18 protein-coding genes are annotated in these 16,410 nt (G+C 71.0%); 12 read left to right on the top strand and 6 right to left on the bottom strand.

Annotated elements, in window-relative coordinates; genetic code table 11:
• Positions 1 to 66: 66 nt before the first annotated feature.
• The 7 genes from clpS (at position 67) to HCC61_RS00525 (ending at position 4,985) form a co-directional block, all read left to right on the top strand.
• Positions 67 to 378, top strand: coding sequence for an ATP-dependent Clp protease adapter ClpS (gene clpS / locus HCC61_RS00495; protein WP_206321921.1), 312 nt, complete (start codon positions 67 to 69; stop codon positions 376 to 378).
• Entirely contained in the window at positions 378 to 1,007 is a 630-nt protein-coding gene (locus tag HCC61_RS00500; RefSeq protein ID WP_169133213.1) for a DUF2017 domain-containing protein, read from the top strand. The genes clpS and HCC61_RS00500 overlap by 1 nt, the downstream gene beginning before the upstream one ends.
• Positions 1,008 to 1,362: 355 nt before the next feature.
• A complete protein-coding gene (locus HCC61_RS00505) occupies positions 1,363 to 2,841 on the top strand; it encodes an amino acid permease (protein WP_169133214.1) in 1,479 nt (492 codons plus the stop codon).
• Between the two features lie 43 nt (positions 2,842 to 2,884).
• Complete coding sequence (locus HCC61_RS00510; RefSeq protein ID WP_169133215.1) at positions 2,885 to 3,319, top strand: M67 family metallopeptidase; 435 nt, start codon at positions 2,885 to 2,887, stop codon at positions 3,317 to 3,319.
• 132 nt (positions 3,320 to 3,451) lie between these two features.
• Positions 3,452 to 3,583 (top strand): putative leader peptide, encoded by a 132-nt coding sequence (locus tag HCC61_RS00515; RefSeq protein ID WP_346776951.1) that lies wholly within the window; start codon positions 3,452 to 3,454, stop codon positions 3,581 to 3,583.
• Positions 3,584 to 3,732: 149 nt separating this feature from the next.
• The gene (locus tag HCC61_RS00520) at positions 3,733 to 4,035 is read left to right on the top strand and encodes a MoaD/ThiS family protein (protein WP_169133216.1); all 303 of its coding nucleotides are present in this window, start codon (positions 3,733 to 3,735) and stop codon (positions 4,033 to 4,035) included.
• Positions 4,035 to 4,985, top strand: coding sequence for a cysteine synthase (locus HCC61_RS00525; protein ID WP_169133217.1), 951 nt, complete (start codon positions 4,035 to 4,037; stop codon positions 4,983 to 4,985). The genes HCC61_RS00520 and HCC61_RS00525 overlap by 1 nt, the downstream gene beginning before the upstream one ends.
• A gap of 124 nt (positions 4,986 to 5,109) precedes the next feature.
• Here the strand turns inward: HCC61_RS00525 and HCC61_RS00530 are convergent, their stop codons facing one another.
• Positions 5,110 to 5,601 (bottom strand): type II toxin-antitoxin system PemK/MazF family toxin, encoded by a 492-nt coding sequence (locus HCC61_RS00530; RefSeq protein WP_169133218.1) that lies wholly within the window; start codon positions 5,599 to 5,601, stop codon positions 5,110 to 5,112.
• A gap of 183 nt (positions 5,602 to 5,784) precedes the next feature.
• On the opposite strand from HCC61_RS00530, the gene HCC61_RS00535 reads away from it, so the two are divergent.
• Positions 5,785 to 6,546, top strand: a complete 762-nt coding sequence (locus HCC61_RS00535) for an MBL fold metallo-hydrolase (protein ID WP_169133219.1) — start codon at positions 5,785 to 5,787, stop codon at positions 6,544 to 6,546.
• A 227-nt stretch (positions 6,547 to 6,773) separates the two neighbouring features.
• Here HCC61_RS00535 and HCC61_RS00540 read toward each other — a convergent pair whose 3' ends face one another.
• Entirely contained in the window at positions 6,774 to 8,246 is a 1,473-nt protein-coding gene (locus HCC61_RS00540) for a PTS transporter subunit EIIC (protein ID WP_240968330.1), read from the bottom strand.
• Positions 8,247 to 8,561: 315 nt separating this feature from the next.
• Here HCC61_RS00540 and HCC61_RS00545 point away from each other — a divergent pair, with 315 nt between their 5' ends.
• The 3 genes from HCC61_RS00545 to HCC61_RS00555 all read left to right on the top strand — a co-directional run bounded on the left by HCC61_RS00545 (position 8,562) and on the right by HCC61_RS00555 (position 10,170).
• Complete coding sequence (locus HCC61_RS00545) at positions 8,562 to 8,795, top strand: PTS glucose/sucrose transporter subunit IIB (protein WP_169133220.1); 234 nt, start codon at positions 8,562 to 8,564, stop codon at positions 8,793 to 8,795.
• A 117-nt stretch (positions 8,796 to 8,912) separates the two neighbouring features.
• Entirely contained in the window at positions 8,913 to 9,638 is a 726-nt protein-coding gene (gene rph / locus HCC61_RS00550) for a ribonuclease PH (RefSeq protein ID WP_169133221.1), read from the top strand.
• Positions 9,639 to 9,792: 154 nt separating this feature from the next.
• A complete protein-coding gene (locus tag HCC61_RS00555) occupies positions 9,793 to 10,170 on the top strand; it encodes a hypothetical protein (protein WP_346776952.1) in 378 nt (125 codons plus the stop codon).
• Positions 10,171 to 10,226: 56 nt separating this feature from the next.
• Here the strand turns inward: HCC61_RS00555 and HCC61_RS00560 are convergent, their stop codons facing one another.
• Positions 10,227 to 11,759 carry a DUF445 domain-containing protein gene (locus HCC61_RS00560; RefSeq protein ID WP_240968332.1) on the bottom strand — a complete coding sequence of 511 codons (1,533 nt, stop codon included), beginning with the start codon at positions 11,757 to 11,759 and terminating at the stop codon, positions 10,227 to 10,229.
• A gap of 229 nt (positions 11,760 to 11,988) precedes the next feature.
• Between HCC61_RS00560 and HCC61_RS00565 the strand changes: the two genes are divergently transcribed.
• Positions 11,989 to 13,287: an SGNH/GDSL hydrolase family protein gene (locus HCC61_RS00565; protein WP_169133791.1), complete on the top strand. Its 1,299-nt coding sequence runs from the start codon at positions 11,989 to 11,991 to the stop codon at positions 13,285 to 13,287.
• Positions 13,288 to 13,433: 146 nt separating this feature from the next.
• Here HCC61_RS00565 and HCC61_RS00570 read toward each other — a convergent pair whose 3' ends face one another.
• From HCC61_RS00570 to HCC61_RS00580, 3 genes are all read right to left on the bottom strand, one after another.
• Positions 13,434 to 14,393 (bottom strand): ATP-binding cassette domain-containing protein, encoded by a 960-nt coding sequence (locus HCC61_RS00570; protein WP_169133222.1) that lies wholly within the window; start codon positions 14,391 to 14,393, stop codon positions 13,434 to 13,436.
• A 110-nt stretch (positions 14,394 to 14,503) separates the two neighbouring features.
• Positions 14,504 to 15,268: an ABC-2 family transporter protein gene (locus HCC61_RS00575; protein WP_169133792.1), complete on the bottom strand. Its 765-nt coding sequence runs from the start codon at positions 15,266 to 15,268 to the stop codon at positions 14,504 to 14,506.
• A 259-nt stretch (positions 15,269 to 15,527) separates the two neighbouring features.
• Positions 15,528 to 16,337 (bottom strand): ABC-2 family transporter protein, encoded by an 810-nt coding sequence (locus HCC61_RS00580; protein ID WP_169133223.1) that lies wholly within the window; start codon positions 16,335 to 16,337, stop codon positions 15,528 to 15,530.
• Positions 16,338 to 16,410 lie beyond the last annotated feature (73 nt).

A 16,410-nucleotide genomic window follows, 5' to 3' on the forward strand; every position in this document is an offset into this window, starting at 1 on the left:
CAGATCTCGTCAGTGTGACGATATCGGTCGTCGCCGTTTGGCCTCCCGACGCCTCTGAGTGGCAGCATGGGACCCGTGAGTGTTGCCCCTACGGAGATCGAGAAGCCCGAGTCGTCCGAGGCGCCCCTGGAGGTGCCCGAGCCCGACGTGCCCTGGGCGACGATCGTGCACAACGACCCGGTCAACCTCATGAGCTACGTGACCTACGTCTTCCAGAGCTACTTCGGCTATCCCAAGGACAAGGCGAAGAAGCTGATGATGGACGTCCACCACAAGGGCAGGGCTGTCGTCTCCACCGGCAGCCGCGAAGAGATGGAGCGCGACGTGCAGGCGATGCACGGCTATGGCCTGTGGGCCACCCTTCAGCAGGACCGCTGATGGCGGGTCACTTCGAGGCCACCGGCGACGGGGGCGCCGCCATCGCCCTCGACGAGGTCGAGATCTCGATCCTGCGCAGCTTGGCCGTGCAGCTGCTGGAGCTGATCGGGCCGGGCGACGAACCCGCCGACGGCGAGGACCCGCTGAGCGCCCTTCTCGCCGAGGGCCCCAGCGAGCCGCCGTCCGACGCGGCGCTGGCCCGGCTCTTCCCCGACGCCTACGGCGGCGGCCCCAACGCCGAACCGGGCGAGAACGGCGAGGAAGAGCACCGTGCGTCCGCCGAGTTCCGCCGCTTCACGGAGAACGACCTGCGCGCACGCAAGCGCGAGGACGGACTCGCCGTCGTGCGCGCCCTGGACTCCCTCAGCCCCGACCCTGGGCCCTCCGGGCCCGAAGGGGCGGGCGGCACCTCGGGCGCGGTGCTCACGCTCAAGCCCGAGGAGTCCAAGCAGTGGCTCGGCGCCCTCAACGACCTGCGGCTGGCGATCGGTACGCGGCTGGAGGTCAGGGACGACGACAGCAGCGAGCTGTACGCGCTGCCCGACGAGGACCCGCGCAAGCCCATGGTGATGGCGTATCTGTGGCTGGGCGGCCTTCAGGAGAGCCTCGTCGAGACGCTGACGTCCTGACGCCCTGACACCTGGCGGTGCGGGCGAGTGTGAATCCCGCGCGTGACGCCCGCGCGGTGATGCCTGCGCGGTGCGGGCGAGTGTGAGTCCCGCGCCCTGAGGTCCGCGCCCGGCAACGGCCGTGCGCCGTCCCCTCCTTCGGTCTCCTTCGGTCCGTACGCACGGGCCGTGCCGCCGGTGCGTGCGTGCCGTCCCCTGAACGGATGGCATCCGCCGCCCGCCGTCTCTCCATGCCCCGGCCCCGCGACCGGCCGTGGACATGATGTTGGCTCCGGCCCTGACCGGAAGTCCCGGAGACCGGAAGTCCGATGTCCCGGTGACCGGAAGTCCCGAAGTCCCGGAGAAAGGCGCACCCATGGCCTCCGAGCAGGTCGACGACCGCGGCGCTCCCCGCCCCGGCAGCGGCACCACGAAGACGGCGGGCGGCGGCGCCCCTCCCGAGGAGGGCTACCGGCGCGGCCTCGGCGGCCGCCAGATCCAGATGATCGCCATCGGCGGCGCGATCGGCACGGGCCTCTTCCTCGGTGCGGGCAAGGCCATCACCAAGGCCGGTCCCAGCCTGATCCTCGCCTACGCCGTGGCGGGCACCGTCATCTACTTCATCATGCGGGCGCTGGGCGAACTGCTGATGTACCGGCCGGTCTCCGGCTCCTTCTCCGAGTACGCGCGCGAGTTCCTCGGCCCCTTCTTCGGCTTCGCGACGGGCTGGACGTACTGGCTCTTCTGGGTCGTCACCGGCATCACCGAGGTCACCGCGGCGGCGACGTACGTGCAGTTCTGGTGGCCGTCCGTACCGCAGTGGGTCTCGGCGCTGGTCTTCACGCTCGTGCTGTACGGGGCGAATCTGATCTCCGTGAAGATCTTCGGCGAGCTGGAGTTCTGGTTCTCGATGATCAAGGTCACGGCGATCATCGGCATGATCCTCATCGGCGTCGGCGTCCTCACCCTCGGCTTCTCCGACGCCGGGGACAGCGCGTCCATGGCGCATCTGTGGGCGGACGGCGGCTTCTTCCCGGAGGGCGTCGGCGGGACGCTGATGACGCTTCAGATCGTGATGTTCTCCTTCCTCGCGGTGGAGCTCGTCGGGGTCACGGCGGGGGAGTCCGTGAACCCGGAGAAGGCGCTGCCCCGCGCCGTAAACACCGTGCCCTGGCGGATCGCGCTGTTCTACATCGGCGCCCTCACCGTGATCCTGTCCGTCGTGTCCTGGACCGCGTTCGAGCCGGGCACCAGCCCCTTCGTGGCGGCGTTCGGCAAGATCGGCCTGCCCGCGGGCGCCGCGATCGTCAACTTCGTCGTGCTCACCGCCGCCCTGTCGTCCTGCAACTCCGGCATGTACTCCACGGGCCGGATGCTGCGCGACCTCGCGCTCAACAGGCAGGGGCCGAGGCACTTCACCCGCCTCGCCGGCAACGGCCTTCCCCTGCTGGGCACCACCGTCTCCGCGGTGCTGATGACGGCCGGCGTGTGGATCAACTACCAGTGGCCGTCGAAGGCGTTCGACTACGTCGTCTCCTTCGCCACCATCTCCGGCATGTGGGCGTGGATCATGATCCTCGCCGCGCACATCCGCTACCGCCGCGCCTCGGACCGCGGGCTGCTGCCGCGCTCGTCGTTCCGGGCGCCCTGCGCGCCGTACGCCAGCTGGCTCTCCCTGGGCTTCATCGGCGCGGTGATCGTGCTGATGGGTTTCGACCCCGATTCGCGCGTCTCGCTGTACGGGGCGCCGGTATGGGCCGCCGGTCTCGTCGTCGCGTACTTCGTGCTCAAGGCGCGCGACCCCGGCACCTTCGTGCGCGAGCCGGCGCCCGCGAGGGGCACGGACGAGCCCTGACCGGCCGGTCTGCGCGTGGAAGGGCCCGCATATCCTTCCGGTCATGCTGACCATCACCAAGGAGCTGCACGACAAGATCGTCGCCCACGCCCGCAAGGACCACCCGGACGAGGCGTGCGGCGTCGTCGCCGGGCCCGCGGGATCGGACCGCCCGGAGCGCTTCATCCCGATGCTGAACGCGGCGCGCTCGCCGACGTTCTACGAGTTCGAGTCGGCCGATCTGCTGCGTCTCTACCGCGAGATGGACGACAACGACGAGGAGCCGGTCGTCATCTACCACTCTCACACGGCGACCGAGGCGTATCCCTCGCGCACCGACATCGGCTACGCCAACGAGCCCGGTGCCCACTACGTGCTCGTCTCCACCGCCGAGAGCGGCAACGACGAAGGCCCCTTCTCCTTCCGTTCGTTCCGCATCGTGGACGGCGAGGTCACCGAGGAGGACGTGGAGATCGTGGACGGTGAGGGACCGGCCTGAGACCGGTCCCGGCAGGCACCGCGAGGGGTCGTTTCCGCAGGCCGAACCGGATGTGCCGGATCATGGGACGGTACGGTCCACATCCTGGGACCCGCATCCGGTCACCGGGGTGGGAATCGTTACGATGAGCCCATGGTTGTCCACGACGTGAGTGCTTCTGAGAAGACCCGGGGCATGCTGCTCGTCGGGCGCCTGCACGTCGACCTCTGTCGTCTCGCCAGTGCGCTGGGGGCGCCGCGGCGCCCCGCGTACGTCCACGCCTGACAGCGGCAGCCGGCCAGTCCCCGCCACGGCCGGCACGGACCCGGCGGACCGGCCCCGCCGCTCTTCCCTACATACGCACACGCGGTCACGGGCCCGTCCCGCACCCGCCCGCACATCGTCCTGCCAGCCGTCCACCCACAGGAGCTTCAATGGCCATCGAGGTCCGCATCCCGACCATCCTCCGTACCTACACCGAAGGCGAGAAGTCCGTGACGGGGGAGGGCGGCACTCTCAAGGAGCTCTTCGACGACCTGGAGAGCCGCCACGCGGGCATCCAGGACCGGCTCGTCGACGGCGGTGAGCTGCGCCGCTTCGTCAACGTCTACCTCAACGACGAGGACGTCCGCTTCCTCGACGGCATCAGCACGAAGCTCAGCGACGGCGACAACGTGACGATCCTCCCGGCCGTCGCCGGCGGCTCGGGCACACGTCGCCGCGCGGGAATGCTCTGATGCGTTACGACTCCCCGCTCGACGCGGTCGGTGACACCCCGCTCGTGCGGCTGCCTCGCCTGTCGCCGTCGGAGGACGTGCGCATCTGGGCGAAGCTGGAGGACCGCAACCCGACGGGCTCCGTGAAGGACCGCCCCGCCCTGTACATGGTCGAACAGGCCGAGAAGGAAGGCCGGTTGACCCAGGGCTGCACCATCCTGGAGCCCACCTCCGGCAACACCGGCATCTCCCTCGCGATGGCGGCCCGCCTCAAGGGCTACCGCATCGTGTGCGTCATGCCGGAGAACACCAGCGAGGAGCGGCGCCAGCTGCTCGCCATGTGGGGAGCCGAGATCATCTCCTCGCCCGCGGCGGGCGGTTCGAACACGGCCGTACGCGTCGCCAAGGAGCTGGCGGAGCAGAACCCGGACTGGGTGATGCTCTACCAGTACGGCAACCCGGCCAACTCCGCGGCGCACTACACCTCCACGGGCCCCGAGATCCTCGCCGACCTGCCCTCCGTCACCCACTTCGTGGCGGGCCTGGGCACCACCGGCACCCTCATGGGCGCCGGCCGCTATCTGCGCGAACAGCGCCCGGGCGTCCAGATCATCGCCGCCGAACCGCGCTACGACGACCTGGTCTACGGCCTGCGCAACCTCGACGAGGGCTTCGTGCCGGAGCTGTACGACGAGTCCGTGCTCACCGGCCGCTTCTCCGTCGGCTCCGAGGACGCGGTACGGCGTACCCGTGAACTCCTCGCCGAGGAGGGCATCTTCGCGGGCGTGTCGTCCGGTGCCGCGCTGCACGCCGCCGCCGGAGTCGCACGCAAGGCCCAACAGGCGGGCGAGAGCGCCGACATCGTCTTCGTCGTGGCCGACGGCGGCTGGAAGTACCTCTCCACCGGCATCTACACCGCCGAATCCACCGAGGCCGCGGTCGAGGCCCTTCAGGGCCAGCTCTGGGCCTGAGCGGCGGACCGGTCCGTCCGGGGCCTCCAACTCCCGCCCGCGGCAAGGCCGTACGGGCGGGCCGAGCGGCAAGCGTCCCGGGACGGGCGCTCCCCGTGGTGACGTCCCGCCGTACCGCTGCGGCTCATTCCCCGGCGCGGGACTGCTCGTCGGCCAGATGACGCACCTTCGCCCAGGTCTCCTGGTCGATCTCCCCGGCCCGCTTGGCGAACTCGCGGAGCGCCACGTCCCACGCGGCGTCCGTGCACAGCGCCGTCACCCGCCCCGGCGCGTCCGCGACCGTCCCCGGCGGCAGCGCCAGCCTCGCCTCCGCCGTCTCCGGCAGCCGGTATTCGCCCTCGCGGCACGGGCGTTCCGCGGTGACGCGCGCCACACGCGCCCCGTCGATGCGCACGGCCAGCACCAGGACCAGCAGCGGCTCGCGCGTCCACCAGATCTCACCGGGACGCGGCCCGCGGTGCGGCAGCGGCACGTCACGCACACCGCGTCCGCGGCGTCGACGGCCCGCGTACAGACGGGAGAAGGGGCGGCCGAGCCTGGCCCCGCCGTCGATCATCGCCGCCACAAGTGACAACGCCACGACGGCCCCCAGCGCCAGCCACCACCAAGTCTCCACGCCCGCCTCGCCTCCCGGACCTGCGTACGCTCCGTGCGCCGGCGCGCGGCGGCACCGCACAGAGTGCCGACCGTACCCCGCGCTGGTGATTCCGCCCACACCAGCACGCTCTTGAGTCCAAAGGCGGCGCCCAGCGGCTTACGCTCGAAAAACCCCACAGCCGCCAACGGAGGTTCCCGCTTCATGAAGCTCACCGTCGTCGGCTGCTCCGGGTCGTTCCCATCGGCGGAGTCCGCCTGTTCGAGCTATCTCGTCGAGGCCGAGGGCCACCGGCTGCTTCTCGACATGGGCAACGGCGCACTCGGCGAGCTCCAGCGCTACAGCGGTCTCTACGATCTGGACGCCATCGCGCTCAGCCACCTCCACCCCGACCACTGCATCGACATGTGCGGGTACTTCGTGGCGCGCTACTACCGTCACGAGGGCGGACGTTGCGAGCCGATCCCCGTGCACGGACCGCAGGGCACCGAGCGCCGGCTCACCGTCGCGTACGGGGACACCCCCTCCGACTCCGCCATGAGCGAGGTCTTCGACTTCCGCACGCTGACGGCGGGCGGCGTCTTCGAGTCGGGCCCCTTCACCGTCCGTACGGAAGAGGTCTCGCACCCCGTGGAGTCCTACGCGTTCCGCGTCACGCACCGCGAAAGCGGCAAGGTGCTGGCCTACTCGGGTGACACGGGGACGTGCGGTGCGCTGACGGAACTGGCGCGCGGAGCGGGGCTCTTCCTGTGTGAGGCGTCGTTCACGGACGGCAAGGAATCCATCCCTGACCTGCATCTCAACGGCCGTGAGGCGGGGGCCTGCGCTCAGGAGGCCGGCGTTGAACGACTGGTGCTCACGCACGTACCGCCGTGGACGGACCCGAAGGTCAATCTGCGGGACGCGAAGGAGACCTTCGAAGGCCCCGTGGAGCTGGCCAGGCCGGGCGCCGTCTACGAGCTCTAGCGGGAACGCACCGGCCGGTCCGGTCCCCGGCCCGGCCGGACACCCGCGCCACGTTCCGGCTCCCGCGCCCCGCTTCGACGCCCGCGCCACGCTCCGGCTCCGCCCTCCGGCTCCGGCCTCGGGCTCCTGACCCGGGCGGCCCGGGCTCCCGACCCCGGCAGGGCCCGCGCACACAGCACCGCGCCCGCTGCCTTGTCGGCTGCGGGCGCGGGCGTCACGGGACCGGGTCAGGTCCGGGCGCGCGTCCTGTCCTGGTCGTCGTCCCCGTCGTCGTCCGGGCCGCGGCCCGAGTCCGGACCGGGCGGCTGCGACTGCGTGTTCTGCGCCGCCTTCTCCCGGGACAGGGGCCGTTCCTCCTTGTCCATGGCCTTGTCGGCGGCCGGGTCCGCTACGGCGACGGCGGCGGGCACGCCGTCCCCGACCTGGCCCTTGTTGGTCGTGGCCTCCCGCTCCCGCTCGCGTTCCGCCTCCTCGGGCTCCGGCGCCTCGCGGCCGGGCGTGGGCAGGTCGAACTTGACGATCGCGATGCGGAAGACCGTGTAGTAGATCGCCGCGAAGACCAGGCCGACGAGCATCAGGCCCCATGGGTTCGTGGCGATGCCCAGGTTCAGCATGAAGTCGATGGCTCCCGCGGAGAAGCCGAAGCCGTCCTTCATGCCCAGCGCCCACACCAGGGCCATGGAGACGCCGGTCAGCACGGCGTGGATCGCGTACAGCAGCGGCGCGATGAACATGAACGAGAACTCGATCGGCTCCGTCACGCCCGTGACGAAGGCGGTCAGCGCGAGGGAGATCATCAGGCCCCCGACGATCTTGCGGCGCTCGGGCCGTGCGCAGTGGTACATCGCGAGGCACGCCGCGGGCAGCGCGAACATCATGATCGGGAAGAACCCGGTCATGAACTGCCCGGCGCTGGGGTCGCCCGCCAGGAAGCGCGCGATGTCGCCGTGCTGCCCCTTGAACGAGCCCGCCTGGAACCAGGGGAAGGAGTTCAGCAGGTGGTGCATGCCGATCGGGATGAGCGCCCGGTTGGCCACGCCGTATACGCCTGCGCCCGCGGCTCCGGAGCCGACGAGCCACGCGCCGAAGTCGTGCAGGCCCGTGCCCAGTACGGGCCAGATGTAGCCGAAGACCACGCCGATGAGCAGGCCCGCGAAGGCGGAGAGGATCGGCACGAGGCGCCGGCCGCCGAAGAAGCCCAGCCAGTCGGGGAGCTTCTTGCGGTAGTAGCGCTGGTAGAGCAGCGCGACGACGATGCCGATGACCACGCCGCCGAGCACGCCCGCGTCGACCGGTGGCGCGACGGTGCCGACCTTTCCGGCGACGACCTTCTCGACCTTGGGCAGGTTGCCGTCCTTGAAGGCGCCGAGGACGTTCTTGAAGACCAGGTAGCCCACGACCGCCGCCAGAGCCGTGGATCCGTCCGACTTACGGGCGAATCCGACGGCGATGCCGACCGCGAACAGCAGCGGCATGTTGTCGATCAGTGCGCCGCCGCCCTTGGCGAGGAACTGCGCGATGCGGTTGAGGAAGTCCGGGAAGCCGGGGCGGCCGAGCATGTCGGCCTGGCCGAGCCGGACCATCAGGGCCGCGGCGGGCAGTGTGGCGATCGGGAGCATGAGGCTCCGGCCGATGCGCTGTGCGACAGCCATCGCGGCCGAGCCCCGGCCCGTTGTCCGGGCGTCGGTAGCCGTGGTCATGACTTCCTCCAGTGGCCTCCGGGAGGTCGGACCGTTGGGAGCGGACCCCTTGAGTGGTTTAGACCTCTTGTAACACGGGTGCAGCAGCGCGGAAAGCGGGCGCTATGCGGGGTTTGATCGGATAAGGCGGCATACGTACCCGGTGCTATGGGGAGTCTCACGCCCGGCCTCGCCGGAGGCCCTTCGGTGCGGCGCGGGCACGCGCCCGTGGCCCGCCGGGCGGGTGCCGCCGGCTGGCCCATACTGGTGTGGACCCGGCCCCTGAGGTGTGCGTGGGCGCACCGCACGCGGGCGGCGCGGAGGCAGGAGAAGGACATGAGCACCAAGGCCGAACGGATCGTCGCCGGGCTCGGCGGGCTGGACAACATCTCCGAGATCGAAGGCTGCATCACTCGTCTCCGTACCGAGGTCGCCGACGCCGGGCTCGTCGACGAGGCCGCGCTGCGGGCCGCCGGTGCGCACGGGGTCGTGAAGATGGGATCGGCCGTGCAGATCGTCATCGGCACCGACGCCGACCCGATCGCGGGGGAGATCGAGGACATGATGTGAGGCCCGCCGTGCGGCGCTTCCGCCCGGGCAAGCGTGAACGTCCTTGCGGCGCGCCCGCGTTGGCGCCCGCGATCCCTGGTCGACCGCCGCCGGCGGGACACCCTCTAGGCTCGCCCCATGACTCGTATCGACGGCCGTACGGCTGACCAGTTGCGCCCCATCACCATCGACCGCGGCTGGAGCAAGCACGCCGAGGGATCCGTTCTGATCTGCTTCGGCGACACCCGGGTGCTGTGCACCGCGAGCGTCACGGAGGGGGTGCCGCGCTGGCGGAAGGGAACCGGCCAGGGCTGGGTCACGGGCGAGTACGCGATGCTGCCGCGCTCCACCAACACCCGCGGCGACCGTGAGTCCGTGCGCGGGAAGATCGGCGGCCGGACCCACGAGATCTCCCGGCTGATCGGGCGTTCCCTGCGGGCGGTCGTGGACTACAAGGCGCTCGGGGAGAACACGGTCGTCCTCGACTGCGATGTGCTACAGGCCGACGGCGGCACCCGGACCGCCGCCATCACGGGCGCCTATGTGGCGCTGGCCGACGCGGTCGGATGGGCGCAGGAGAAGAAGCTCGTCAAGAGCAAGGCGCAGCCGCTGACCGGCACGGTCGCCGCGGTCAGCGTCGGCATCGTGGGCGGGGAGCCGCTGCTCGACCTGTGCTACGAGGAGGACGTACGCGCCGAGACCGACATGAACGTGGTCTGCACCGGCGACGGGCGCTTCGTCGAGGTGCAGGGGACCGCCGAGGGCGAGCCGTTCGCGCGGGAGGAGCTCAACGAGCTGCTGGATCTGTCGGTCAAGGGCTGCGCGCAGTTGGACGGGGAGCAGAAGCAGGCGCTCGGCCGCTGAGGCCGGAACCGCCGCGTGCGACGTGCCCAACTCGCCGCGTGGGAAAGGCAGTCGGAGCCGGGGAACTTTGCGTGTGCTTTACGCGTCTAACGGGGTACGGGCCGCGCGGGTCATACCGCGCGGCCCGTCCGACGACACAGAAGAAGAGGTCCCCGTGCGCCGTTCCCTCGTGCTCGCCGTTCTCGGCGCCACCGCGCTCACCGTCACCGCGCTGACCGGGTGCAGTGCCCTGGACAAGGCGGTCAGCTGCGCCAACACCGCCGTGACCGTCGCCGACGCGGCCGACGATCTCCAGCAGGCCGTCTCCGGCGCATCCGAGGACCCGCAGCAGGCCCGGCAGGCGATCGACCGCATCGACAAGAACCTGAAGAAGATAGACGACAGCACGGGCGACTCCGATGTGAACAAGGCCGTCGACCACATGAGCACCGCAGTCGACGACGCCCAGAAGGCCGTCGACGAGGGGCGCGAGCCGGACGTGCGTCCCGTGGGCAAGGCTGCGGACGAGCTCTCCAAGGTGTGCACCGGCTGACGTCTCCCCGCACCGGCCGACCCGGTTCACAGGGTTCACAGGAGCGGTTCAGCGGTTCACAGGACCAGGTTCACCAGCGCATAGATCCCAAGTCCCGCCAGGGACCCCACGACTGTGCCGTTGAGCCGGATGAACTGGAGGTCCCGGCCGATGTGCGCCTCGATCTTCCTCGACGTGTGCTCCGCGTCCCAGCCGGCGACGGTCTCCGTGATCAGCGACGTGATCTCGTCCCGGTAGGTGGTGACGACGTGCACCGCGGCGTCCTCGATCCAGCCGTCGATCTTGCCGCGCAGCCGCCCGTCCGCGGCGGCCCGCTGCCCCAGCGACAGCAGCGACGCCCTTGCCCGTACGCGCAGTTCGCTGTGCTCGTCCTCCGCGGCGGCGACGATCATCGAACGTACGGAGTTCCACGACGAGGAGATCAGGTCCTGCACCTCGCCGCGGCCGAGCACGTCGCTCTTGAGCCGCTCCACGCGCTCACGCGTCTGCGGATCCGACCGCAGGTCCGCGGCGAAGTCGGTGAGGAACCGGTCGATCGCGCCGCGCGCCGGATGTGAGGGCATGTCCCGCATCTCCGTCACGAAGCGCAGCAGCTCCCGGTAGACGCGGTCGCCGACGCGGCGGTCGACGAAGCGCGGAGTCCAGCCCGGGGCGCCGCCGGTGACGGCCTCCATCACCGAGTCGCTGTGCTCCTCCAGCCATTCGGCCGCACGCGCGCACATCAGATCCACCACGCGCCGGTGGCCCTGGTCGGCGACGACCCGCTCCAGCATCCGGCCCAGACCGGGCGCGATCTCCTGAGCGTCGGCGCGGCGCGTGACGGCCTCGCCCACCACGGCCCGTACGTCGGAGTCGCGCAGCACGGCGAGCGCGCCGCGCAGCGCCGTGGACAGTTCGGAGGTCACGCGGTCCGCGTGCTCCGGCTGCGCGAGCCACGCGCCGAGGCGGCCGGCGATGCCCACCGCGCGCAGCCGGGTGCGTACGACGTCGCTGGAGAGGAAGTTCTCCCCGACGAACTCGCCCAGCGTGTGCCCGAGTTGGTCCTTCTTGGTGGGGATGATCGCGGTGTGCGGAATGGGCAGGCCGAGGGGATGGCGGAAGAGCGCCGTGACCGCGAACCAGTCGGCGAGCGCGCCCACCATGCCCGCTTCTGCGGCGGCGGCGACATATCCCGTCCAGGCTCCGGCGCCCTCGTGCTGTCCCCACTTGGCGAGTACGAAGACGACCGCCATCAGCAGCAGGGCTCCCGCCGCGATGCCCTTCATCCTTCGCACGCCGCGCTGCCGTTCCTCGTCGGCGGCGGTGAACGTGCCCAGCGGGCCCGGGTTGGGAGAACGCCGGGCGCCGCCCGCGGAGGGGCCCGTACGGTGCGCGGAACCCGGGGCGCCCGTAGGCCCGTATGTGTCCGGCGTGCGCGGAGAACCCGAACCGTCCGGGCTGTCCGAGGTGCCCGGCGGGTCCGAAGTGCCGCCGCCCGTACGGCCGTTGGAGCCGGGGCCCGCGGAACGCGACGCCGCCGCGCCGCCTGTGATTGCTCTCACTTCGCCGGGGTCGCCTGCGGCGGCCTTGCCCGCTTTTCCCTGATCCATCCACTCCACCGTTCGGCCGGTCCCCCCTACAGTGTCCCAAGGTGCCTGACAGGTGGAACGAAGCCCGGACATTCGGCGTCTGTCACTGCGGACGACCGATCCGGCCGTCCCCGGCCCGGCAGCCCCTGGGGGAGGGGTCGCGCCGCGATCGTGGGATCATTTGACCGCGACCACTCGGAGCCTCGGGCTCCGCCTGCCCCGAGGAGACACACCGAGCGTGACCAGGAACATGGGTTATGCCCTGCTCGCCGGTCTGGCGGCGATCGTTGTGCTTGTATCGACCGCCGTCTTCATCGGCGCGGGCAGCGACGACGGCAGCCTCGACGGAATCACGCAGGGCACCCGTGACAACGCGGCACCCGCCTCCTCCGGCAACTGGGTCGGCACCTGGGCCGCCGCCGCGGTGGCGGCGGAGCCCAACACCCGCGACGGCTATCCCAAGATGTCGATACGGAACGTCGTCCACACCTCCGTGGGCGGCTCCGGAGCCCGCATCACCCTCTCCAACCTCTACGGCACCAAACCCCTCACCGTCTCCCACGCGACGCTCGCCCTCGCCGCCGCACCCAGCAACCCGACGGCCGCGACCGGCACCATGCGCAGGCTGACCTTCGCCAACTCCCGTACGGTGACCATCCCCCCGGGACGCAAGGCGACCAGCGACCCCGTGCGGCTCAACGTGCCGCACGCCGCGGACCTCCTCGTCACCACGTACTCCCCGAAGCGGTCCGGGCCCGTCACGTACCACCCCTACGCACGCCAGACCAGCTACGTGGCGCGAGGCGACAAGGCCGAGGAGACCTCGGGGACGGCCTTCACCGAGCAGAGCCCGTACTGGCGTTACCTCACGGCGGTCGACGTGTGGAGCAACCAGACGCGCGGCGCCGTCGCCGTCCTCGGCGACTCCATCACCGACGGCATCAGCTCCAGCCCCGGCGCCAACCGCCGCTGGACGGACTTCCTCGCCGAACGGCTGCGCACCGAGCGGAACGCGCCCCGCTTCAGCGTGCTCAACGGAGGCATCAGCGGAAACCGCGTCCTCGTCGACGGGCCCCGGTACTCGCCCAACAACGGTCCCAGCGGCCTGACCCGCATGCAGCGCGACGTGCTGTCGCGTTCCGGCGTCAAGTCCGTCGTCGTCGAGATGGGCCTCAACGACATCATCAAGCCGCCCCGGCAGCGGGACCCCCGCAAGATCGCCGACGGTCTGCGGCAGCTGGTGAAGTACGCGCACGCGCGCAACCTCCGCGTCATCGGCGGCACGCTCACGCCCTTCGGCGGACACCGCGGCTACCAGAAGCAGCTGGACGACATAAGGCAGCGGGTGAACGAGGAGATCCGCTCCGGCAAGGTCTTCGACGAGGTCGTCGACTTCGACGCGGCCCTGCGGGACCCGGCGAACCCGAACCGGCTGCGGCCCGCGTACGACTCGGGCGACCATCTGCACCCGAGCGACAACGGGTTCCGGGCGATGGCGGAGGCGCTGGACCTGAAGCTGCTGAAGGGGTCGTCGCCGGCCAGGACTTGACGTGACGTGACCTCGCCGGTCGGGCGTCGTTCGTAACGGGCCGCACCTCCTTCTTGGGTACGGGGTTTTTCCCGCCCGCCCACCCGTTCTGGTTTGCGTGGCGGGTGCGCGCCGGTGCCCCCCCCGTTCCTGTTGCGCGGAGCGCGTCACTTGCCGCCGTACATGCGGGAGATGACGTCCTCGATGGCCGGTTCGCGTACCGACAGGTCCACCAGGGGGTAGCCGTCGGCGATCTGCGAGACGATCGGGGCCGCGCTCGCCGAGGCCGGGAAGGCGAGCCACTGGCGCGGGCCCTCGGTCCGTACCGTGCGGGCACCTTCGACGCCCTCGATGGGCGGCAGTTCGCGTTCGAGGTCGACCACCAGCGTGCGTTCGCTCTCGCCCACCTCGTGCAGGCCCGTCAGCGCACCGTCGTACATGAGCCGTCCGTGGTCGATGACCATCACGCGCTTGCACAGCTGCTCGATGTCGGTGAGGTCGTGCGTCGTCAGCAGCACGGTCGTGCCCTCGGCGGCGTTGAGGTCGCCGAGGAAGCGGCGCACCGTCGACTTGCTGACGACGTCCAGGCCGATCGTCGGCTCGTCCAGGTACAGCACGTCCGGGTCGTGCAGCAGCGCGGCCGTGATGTCGCCGCGCATGCGCTGCCCCAACGACAGCTGCCGTACGGGCACTTCGAGCAGGCCGCCCAGGTCCAGCAGCTCGACGCACCGCTCCAGGTTGGCGCGGTAGCGGGCCTCGGGGATGCGGTACATGCGGCGCACCAGCGCGTAGGAGTCGCGCAGCGGCAGGTCCCACCACAGGGTGGTGCGCTGGCCGAAGACGACGCCGATGCGGCGGGCCAGCCTGGTGCGCTCACGGGACGGGTCGATGCCGGCGACGCGCAGCCGGCCGCCGCTGGGCGTGAGGATGCCGGTGAGCATCTTGATCGTGGTGGACTTCCCGGCGCCGTTCGGGCCGATGTAGCCGACCATCTCGCCGCGTGCGACGGCGAAGGAGATGCCGTCCACGGCGCGCACCTCGTGGCGTTCGCGGCGCAGCCTGCCCTTTCTGCGGCGCACCTGGAAGACCTTCTCCAGGTCCTCCAGCACGATGAAGTCATCGGTCATGGACACTCCTTGACGCCCCTCCTCTTCCGGTTCCCTTGTGGTTCTCTTCCGGCGCCGGTCGTTTCCGTCCGTAGGCCGCTTGCACGCCGTTCGTGCGCCGCGCGCCGCCGTCAGCTGCCCGTGCTGCGGTACGCGCGCAGTCCCGCCCGCCACGCCAGCCCGGCCAGCGCGCAGCAGGCCGCCGCCACCGCCGGGCCCGCGAAGTCCGCCCAGCCCGGCAGCCGCAGCGGATCGTCGCGGCCCAGCAGGCGCAGCACCGGCAGCCAGTTGACGAAGGCGAGCGGAATCACGAACGTGACGCCGCGGACCAGGTCCTTCGCGAAGACCGTCGGCGGGTACTCCAGCAGCGTCGCGCCGCCGTACGTGAAGGAGTTCTGCACCTCCGCGGCGTCCTGCGCGACGAACTGGAAGGCGCCGCCCACGACATAGACCGCCCCGAAGATCGCCGTGCCGCTCAGCACCGTCACCGCCAGCAGCAGCGGCGCCCACGCGCCGCCCGCGAGCTCCACGCCGCTCAGCGCCCAGCCCAGCACCAGCACGCTCTGCCCGATGCGGCCCAGCCGCCGCAGCGCGAACCGGTCCGCGGCCACCTGTGCCAGTGCCGGTACGGGCCGGACGAGCATGGTGTCCATCGTCCCGTCGCGTACGCGGGTGCCGATGCGGTCGAAGGAGCCCAGCAGCAGGTCGGCGAGGCCGAGGGACGTCGCGGACGTGGCGTAGAGCAGGGCGACCTCGCGGAAGGCGAAGCCGCCGAGCACGTCCACGTGGGAGAACATGATCATGATGGCGACGAAGTCGAGCACCGAGGTGGCGAAGCTGCCCACGGCGAGCATCACGAACGACGCCCGGTAGACCATCGTCGAGCGCACCCACATCGCGGCGATGAAGCAGTACGCGCGCACGCCCCACCAGAGGCGGTCGAGCGGACCCTCGGCCGCCGGCTCGCCGCCCGCCGGGCCCGCGATACGCGCGTTCCCGGCCCGTGTGTCTCCGGTCGGTGTGTCTCCGGCCCGCGCGTCCCCGGCCCGTACATCCGCGGCGCCGGCACCGGCGGCCTCTGCGTGCGCAGCCCCCGCGTGCGCATCCCCCGCGGGCGCGGGCCGCGGCACCCCCGGCGCCGGCGCCTCCGGAAGCTCAGCCACCCTGGACCACCACCTTCCGCGTGGCCAGCGACTGCAACGCCCTGCCCGCCGCCAGCAGCACCGCCGCCCACGCCGCCTGGAAGGCGAACGCCGACAGCACCCCCGCCCCCTCGTACTGCCCGAGCAGCACGTCCGCCGGGACCTGCATCGTCGCCGCCCACGGCAGCAGCCGCACCACCTCGCCGAACGAGCCGGGGAAGACCGTCAGCGGGAGCAGCATCCCCGAGAAGAACATGCTCAGCAGCGTGCTCAGCATGTTCAGCCCCGTACCGTCCAGCAGCCAGAAGGCGCTCAGCGCGAAGAGATAGCGCAGCGCGAAGCCCGTGACGACGCCGAGCGCGACCGCGACCAGGAAGGCCGCCCAGGTCGACGGCGATGCGGGAAGCGCCAGCCGGAAGCAGAGCGCGGCCACGGCGATGGGAGCGATGCCGCGGCCCAGCAGCTGGAACAGGGCGCGGCCGAGGTCCGCCGACAGCCACCACAGCTGGAGGTCGGCGGGCCGGTAGAGGTCGATGGCGACGTCTCCCGTACGGATGCGCTCCTGTAGCTCCTCCTGGAAGCCGCCGCCGATCAGCGCCGCCGCAGCGAGCATCGCCTGGCCCGTCCACACGAAGGTCAGCGCCTGCGACTCGGTGTAGCCCCCGAGGTGCGGGCGCTCGCTCCACAGCGCCGTGAACGTGTACGCGAGGACGAAGCCGAAGACGGTATTGGTGAAAACCCCGGCCGCCGTCGCGACCCGGTATGTGGCGTAGCGGCGGAAACTGCCCGCCGCCACCGCGAAATAGACGCCTCTCAGGCGCATCCTTTTGAAGCCCTTCTCCGTCTATCCCAGTAGTGGTTCCCCGCGGCTTTCTCACGATTGGGAAACGAGGGAG

The sequence above is a fragment of the Streptomyces sp. HNM0575 genome (genome assembly GCF_012726265.1).
Classification (GTDB): Bacteria; Actinomycetota; Actinomycetes; order Streptomycetales; family Streptomycetaceae; genus Streptomyces.

What these genes read in the sequence shown, in the direction of transcription:
- HCC61_RS00505 (WP_169133214.1), top strand. Translation starts at nt 1,363, where the DNA reads ATGGCCTCCGAGCAGGTCGACGACCGCGGCGCTCCCCGCCCCGGCAGC.
- rph (WP_169133221.1), top strand. Translation starts at nt 8,913, where the DNA reads ATGACTCGTATCGACGGCCGTACGGCTGACCAGTTGCGCCCCATCACC.
- HCC61_RS00570 (WP_169133222.1), bottom strand. Translation starts at nt 14,393, where the DNA reads ATGACCGATGACTTCATCGTGCTGGAGGACCTGGAGAAGGTCTTCCAG.
- HCC61_RS00540 (WP_240968330.1), bottom strand. Translation starts at nt 8,246, where the DNA reads ATGACCACGGCTACCGACGCCCGGACAACGGGCCGGGGCTCGGCCGCG.
- HCC61_RS00580 (WP_169133223.1), bottom strand. Translation starts at nt 16,337, where the DNA reads ATGCGCCTGAGAGGCGTCTATTTCGCGGTGGCGGCGGGCAGTTTCCGC.
- HCC61_RS00500 (WP_169133213.1), top strand. Translation starts at nt 378, where the DNA reads ATGGCGGGTCACTTCGAGGCCACCGGCGACGGGGGCGCCGCCATCGCC.
- HCC61_RS00510 (WP_169133215.1), top strand. Translation starts at nt 2,885, where the DNA reads ATGCTGACCATCACCAAGGAGCTGCACGACAAGATCGTCGCCCACGCC.
- HCC61_RS00525 (WP_169133217.1), top strand. Translation starts at nt 4,035, where the DNA reads ATGCGTTACGACTCCCCGCTCGACGCGGTCGGTGACACCCCGCTCGTG.
- HCC61_RS00575 (WP_169133792.1), bottom strand. Translation starts at nt 15,268, where the DNA reads ATGTGGGTGCGCTCGACGATGGTCTACCGGGCGTCGTTCGTGATGCTC.
- HCC61_RS00560 (WP_240968332.1), bottom strand. Translation starts at nt 11,759, where the DNA reads ATGGATCAGGGAAAAGCGGGCAAGGCCGCCGCAGGCGACCCCGGCGAA.
- clpS (WP_206321921.1), top strand. Translation starts at nt 67, where the DNA reads ATGGGACCCGTGAGTGTTGCCCCTACGGAGATCGAGAAGCCCGAGTCG.
- HCC61_RS00515 (WP_346776951.1), top strand. Translation starts at nt 3,452, where the DNA reads ATGGTTGTCCACGACGTGAGTGCTTCTGAGAAGACCCGGGGCATGCTG.
- HCC61_RS00565 (WP_169133791.1), top strand. Translation starts at nt 11,989, where the DNA reads ATGGGTTATGCCCTGCTCGCCGGTCTGGCGGCGATCGTTGTGCTTGTA.
- HCC61_RS00545 (WP_169133220.1), top strand. Translation starts at nt 8,562, where the DNA reads ATGAGCACCAAGGCCGAACGGATCGTCGCCGGGCTCGGCGGGCTGGAC.
- HCC61_RS00520 (WP_169133216.1), top strand. Translation starts at nt 3,733, where the DNA reads ATGGCCATCGAGGTCCGCATCCCGACCATCCTCCGTACCTACACCGAA.
- HCC61_RS00535 (WP_169133219.1), top strand. Translation starts at nt 5,785, where the DNA reads ATGAAGCTCACCGTCGTCGGCTGCTCCGGGTCGTTCCCATCGGCGGAG.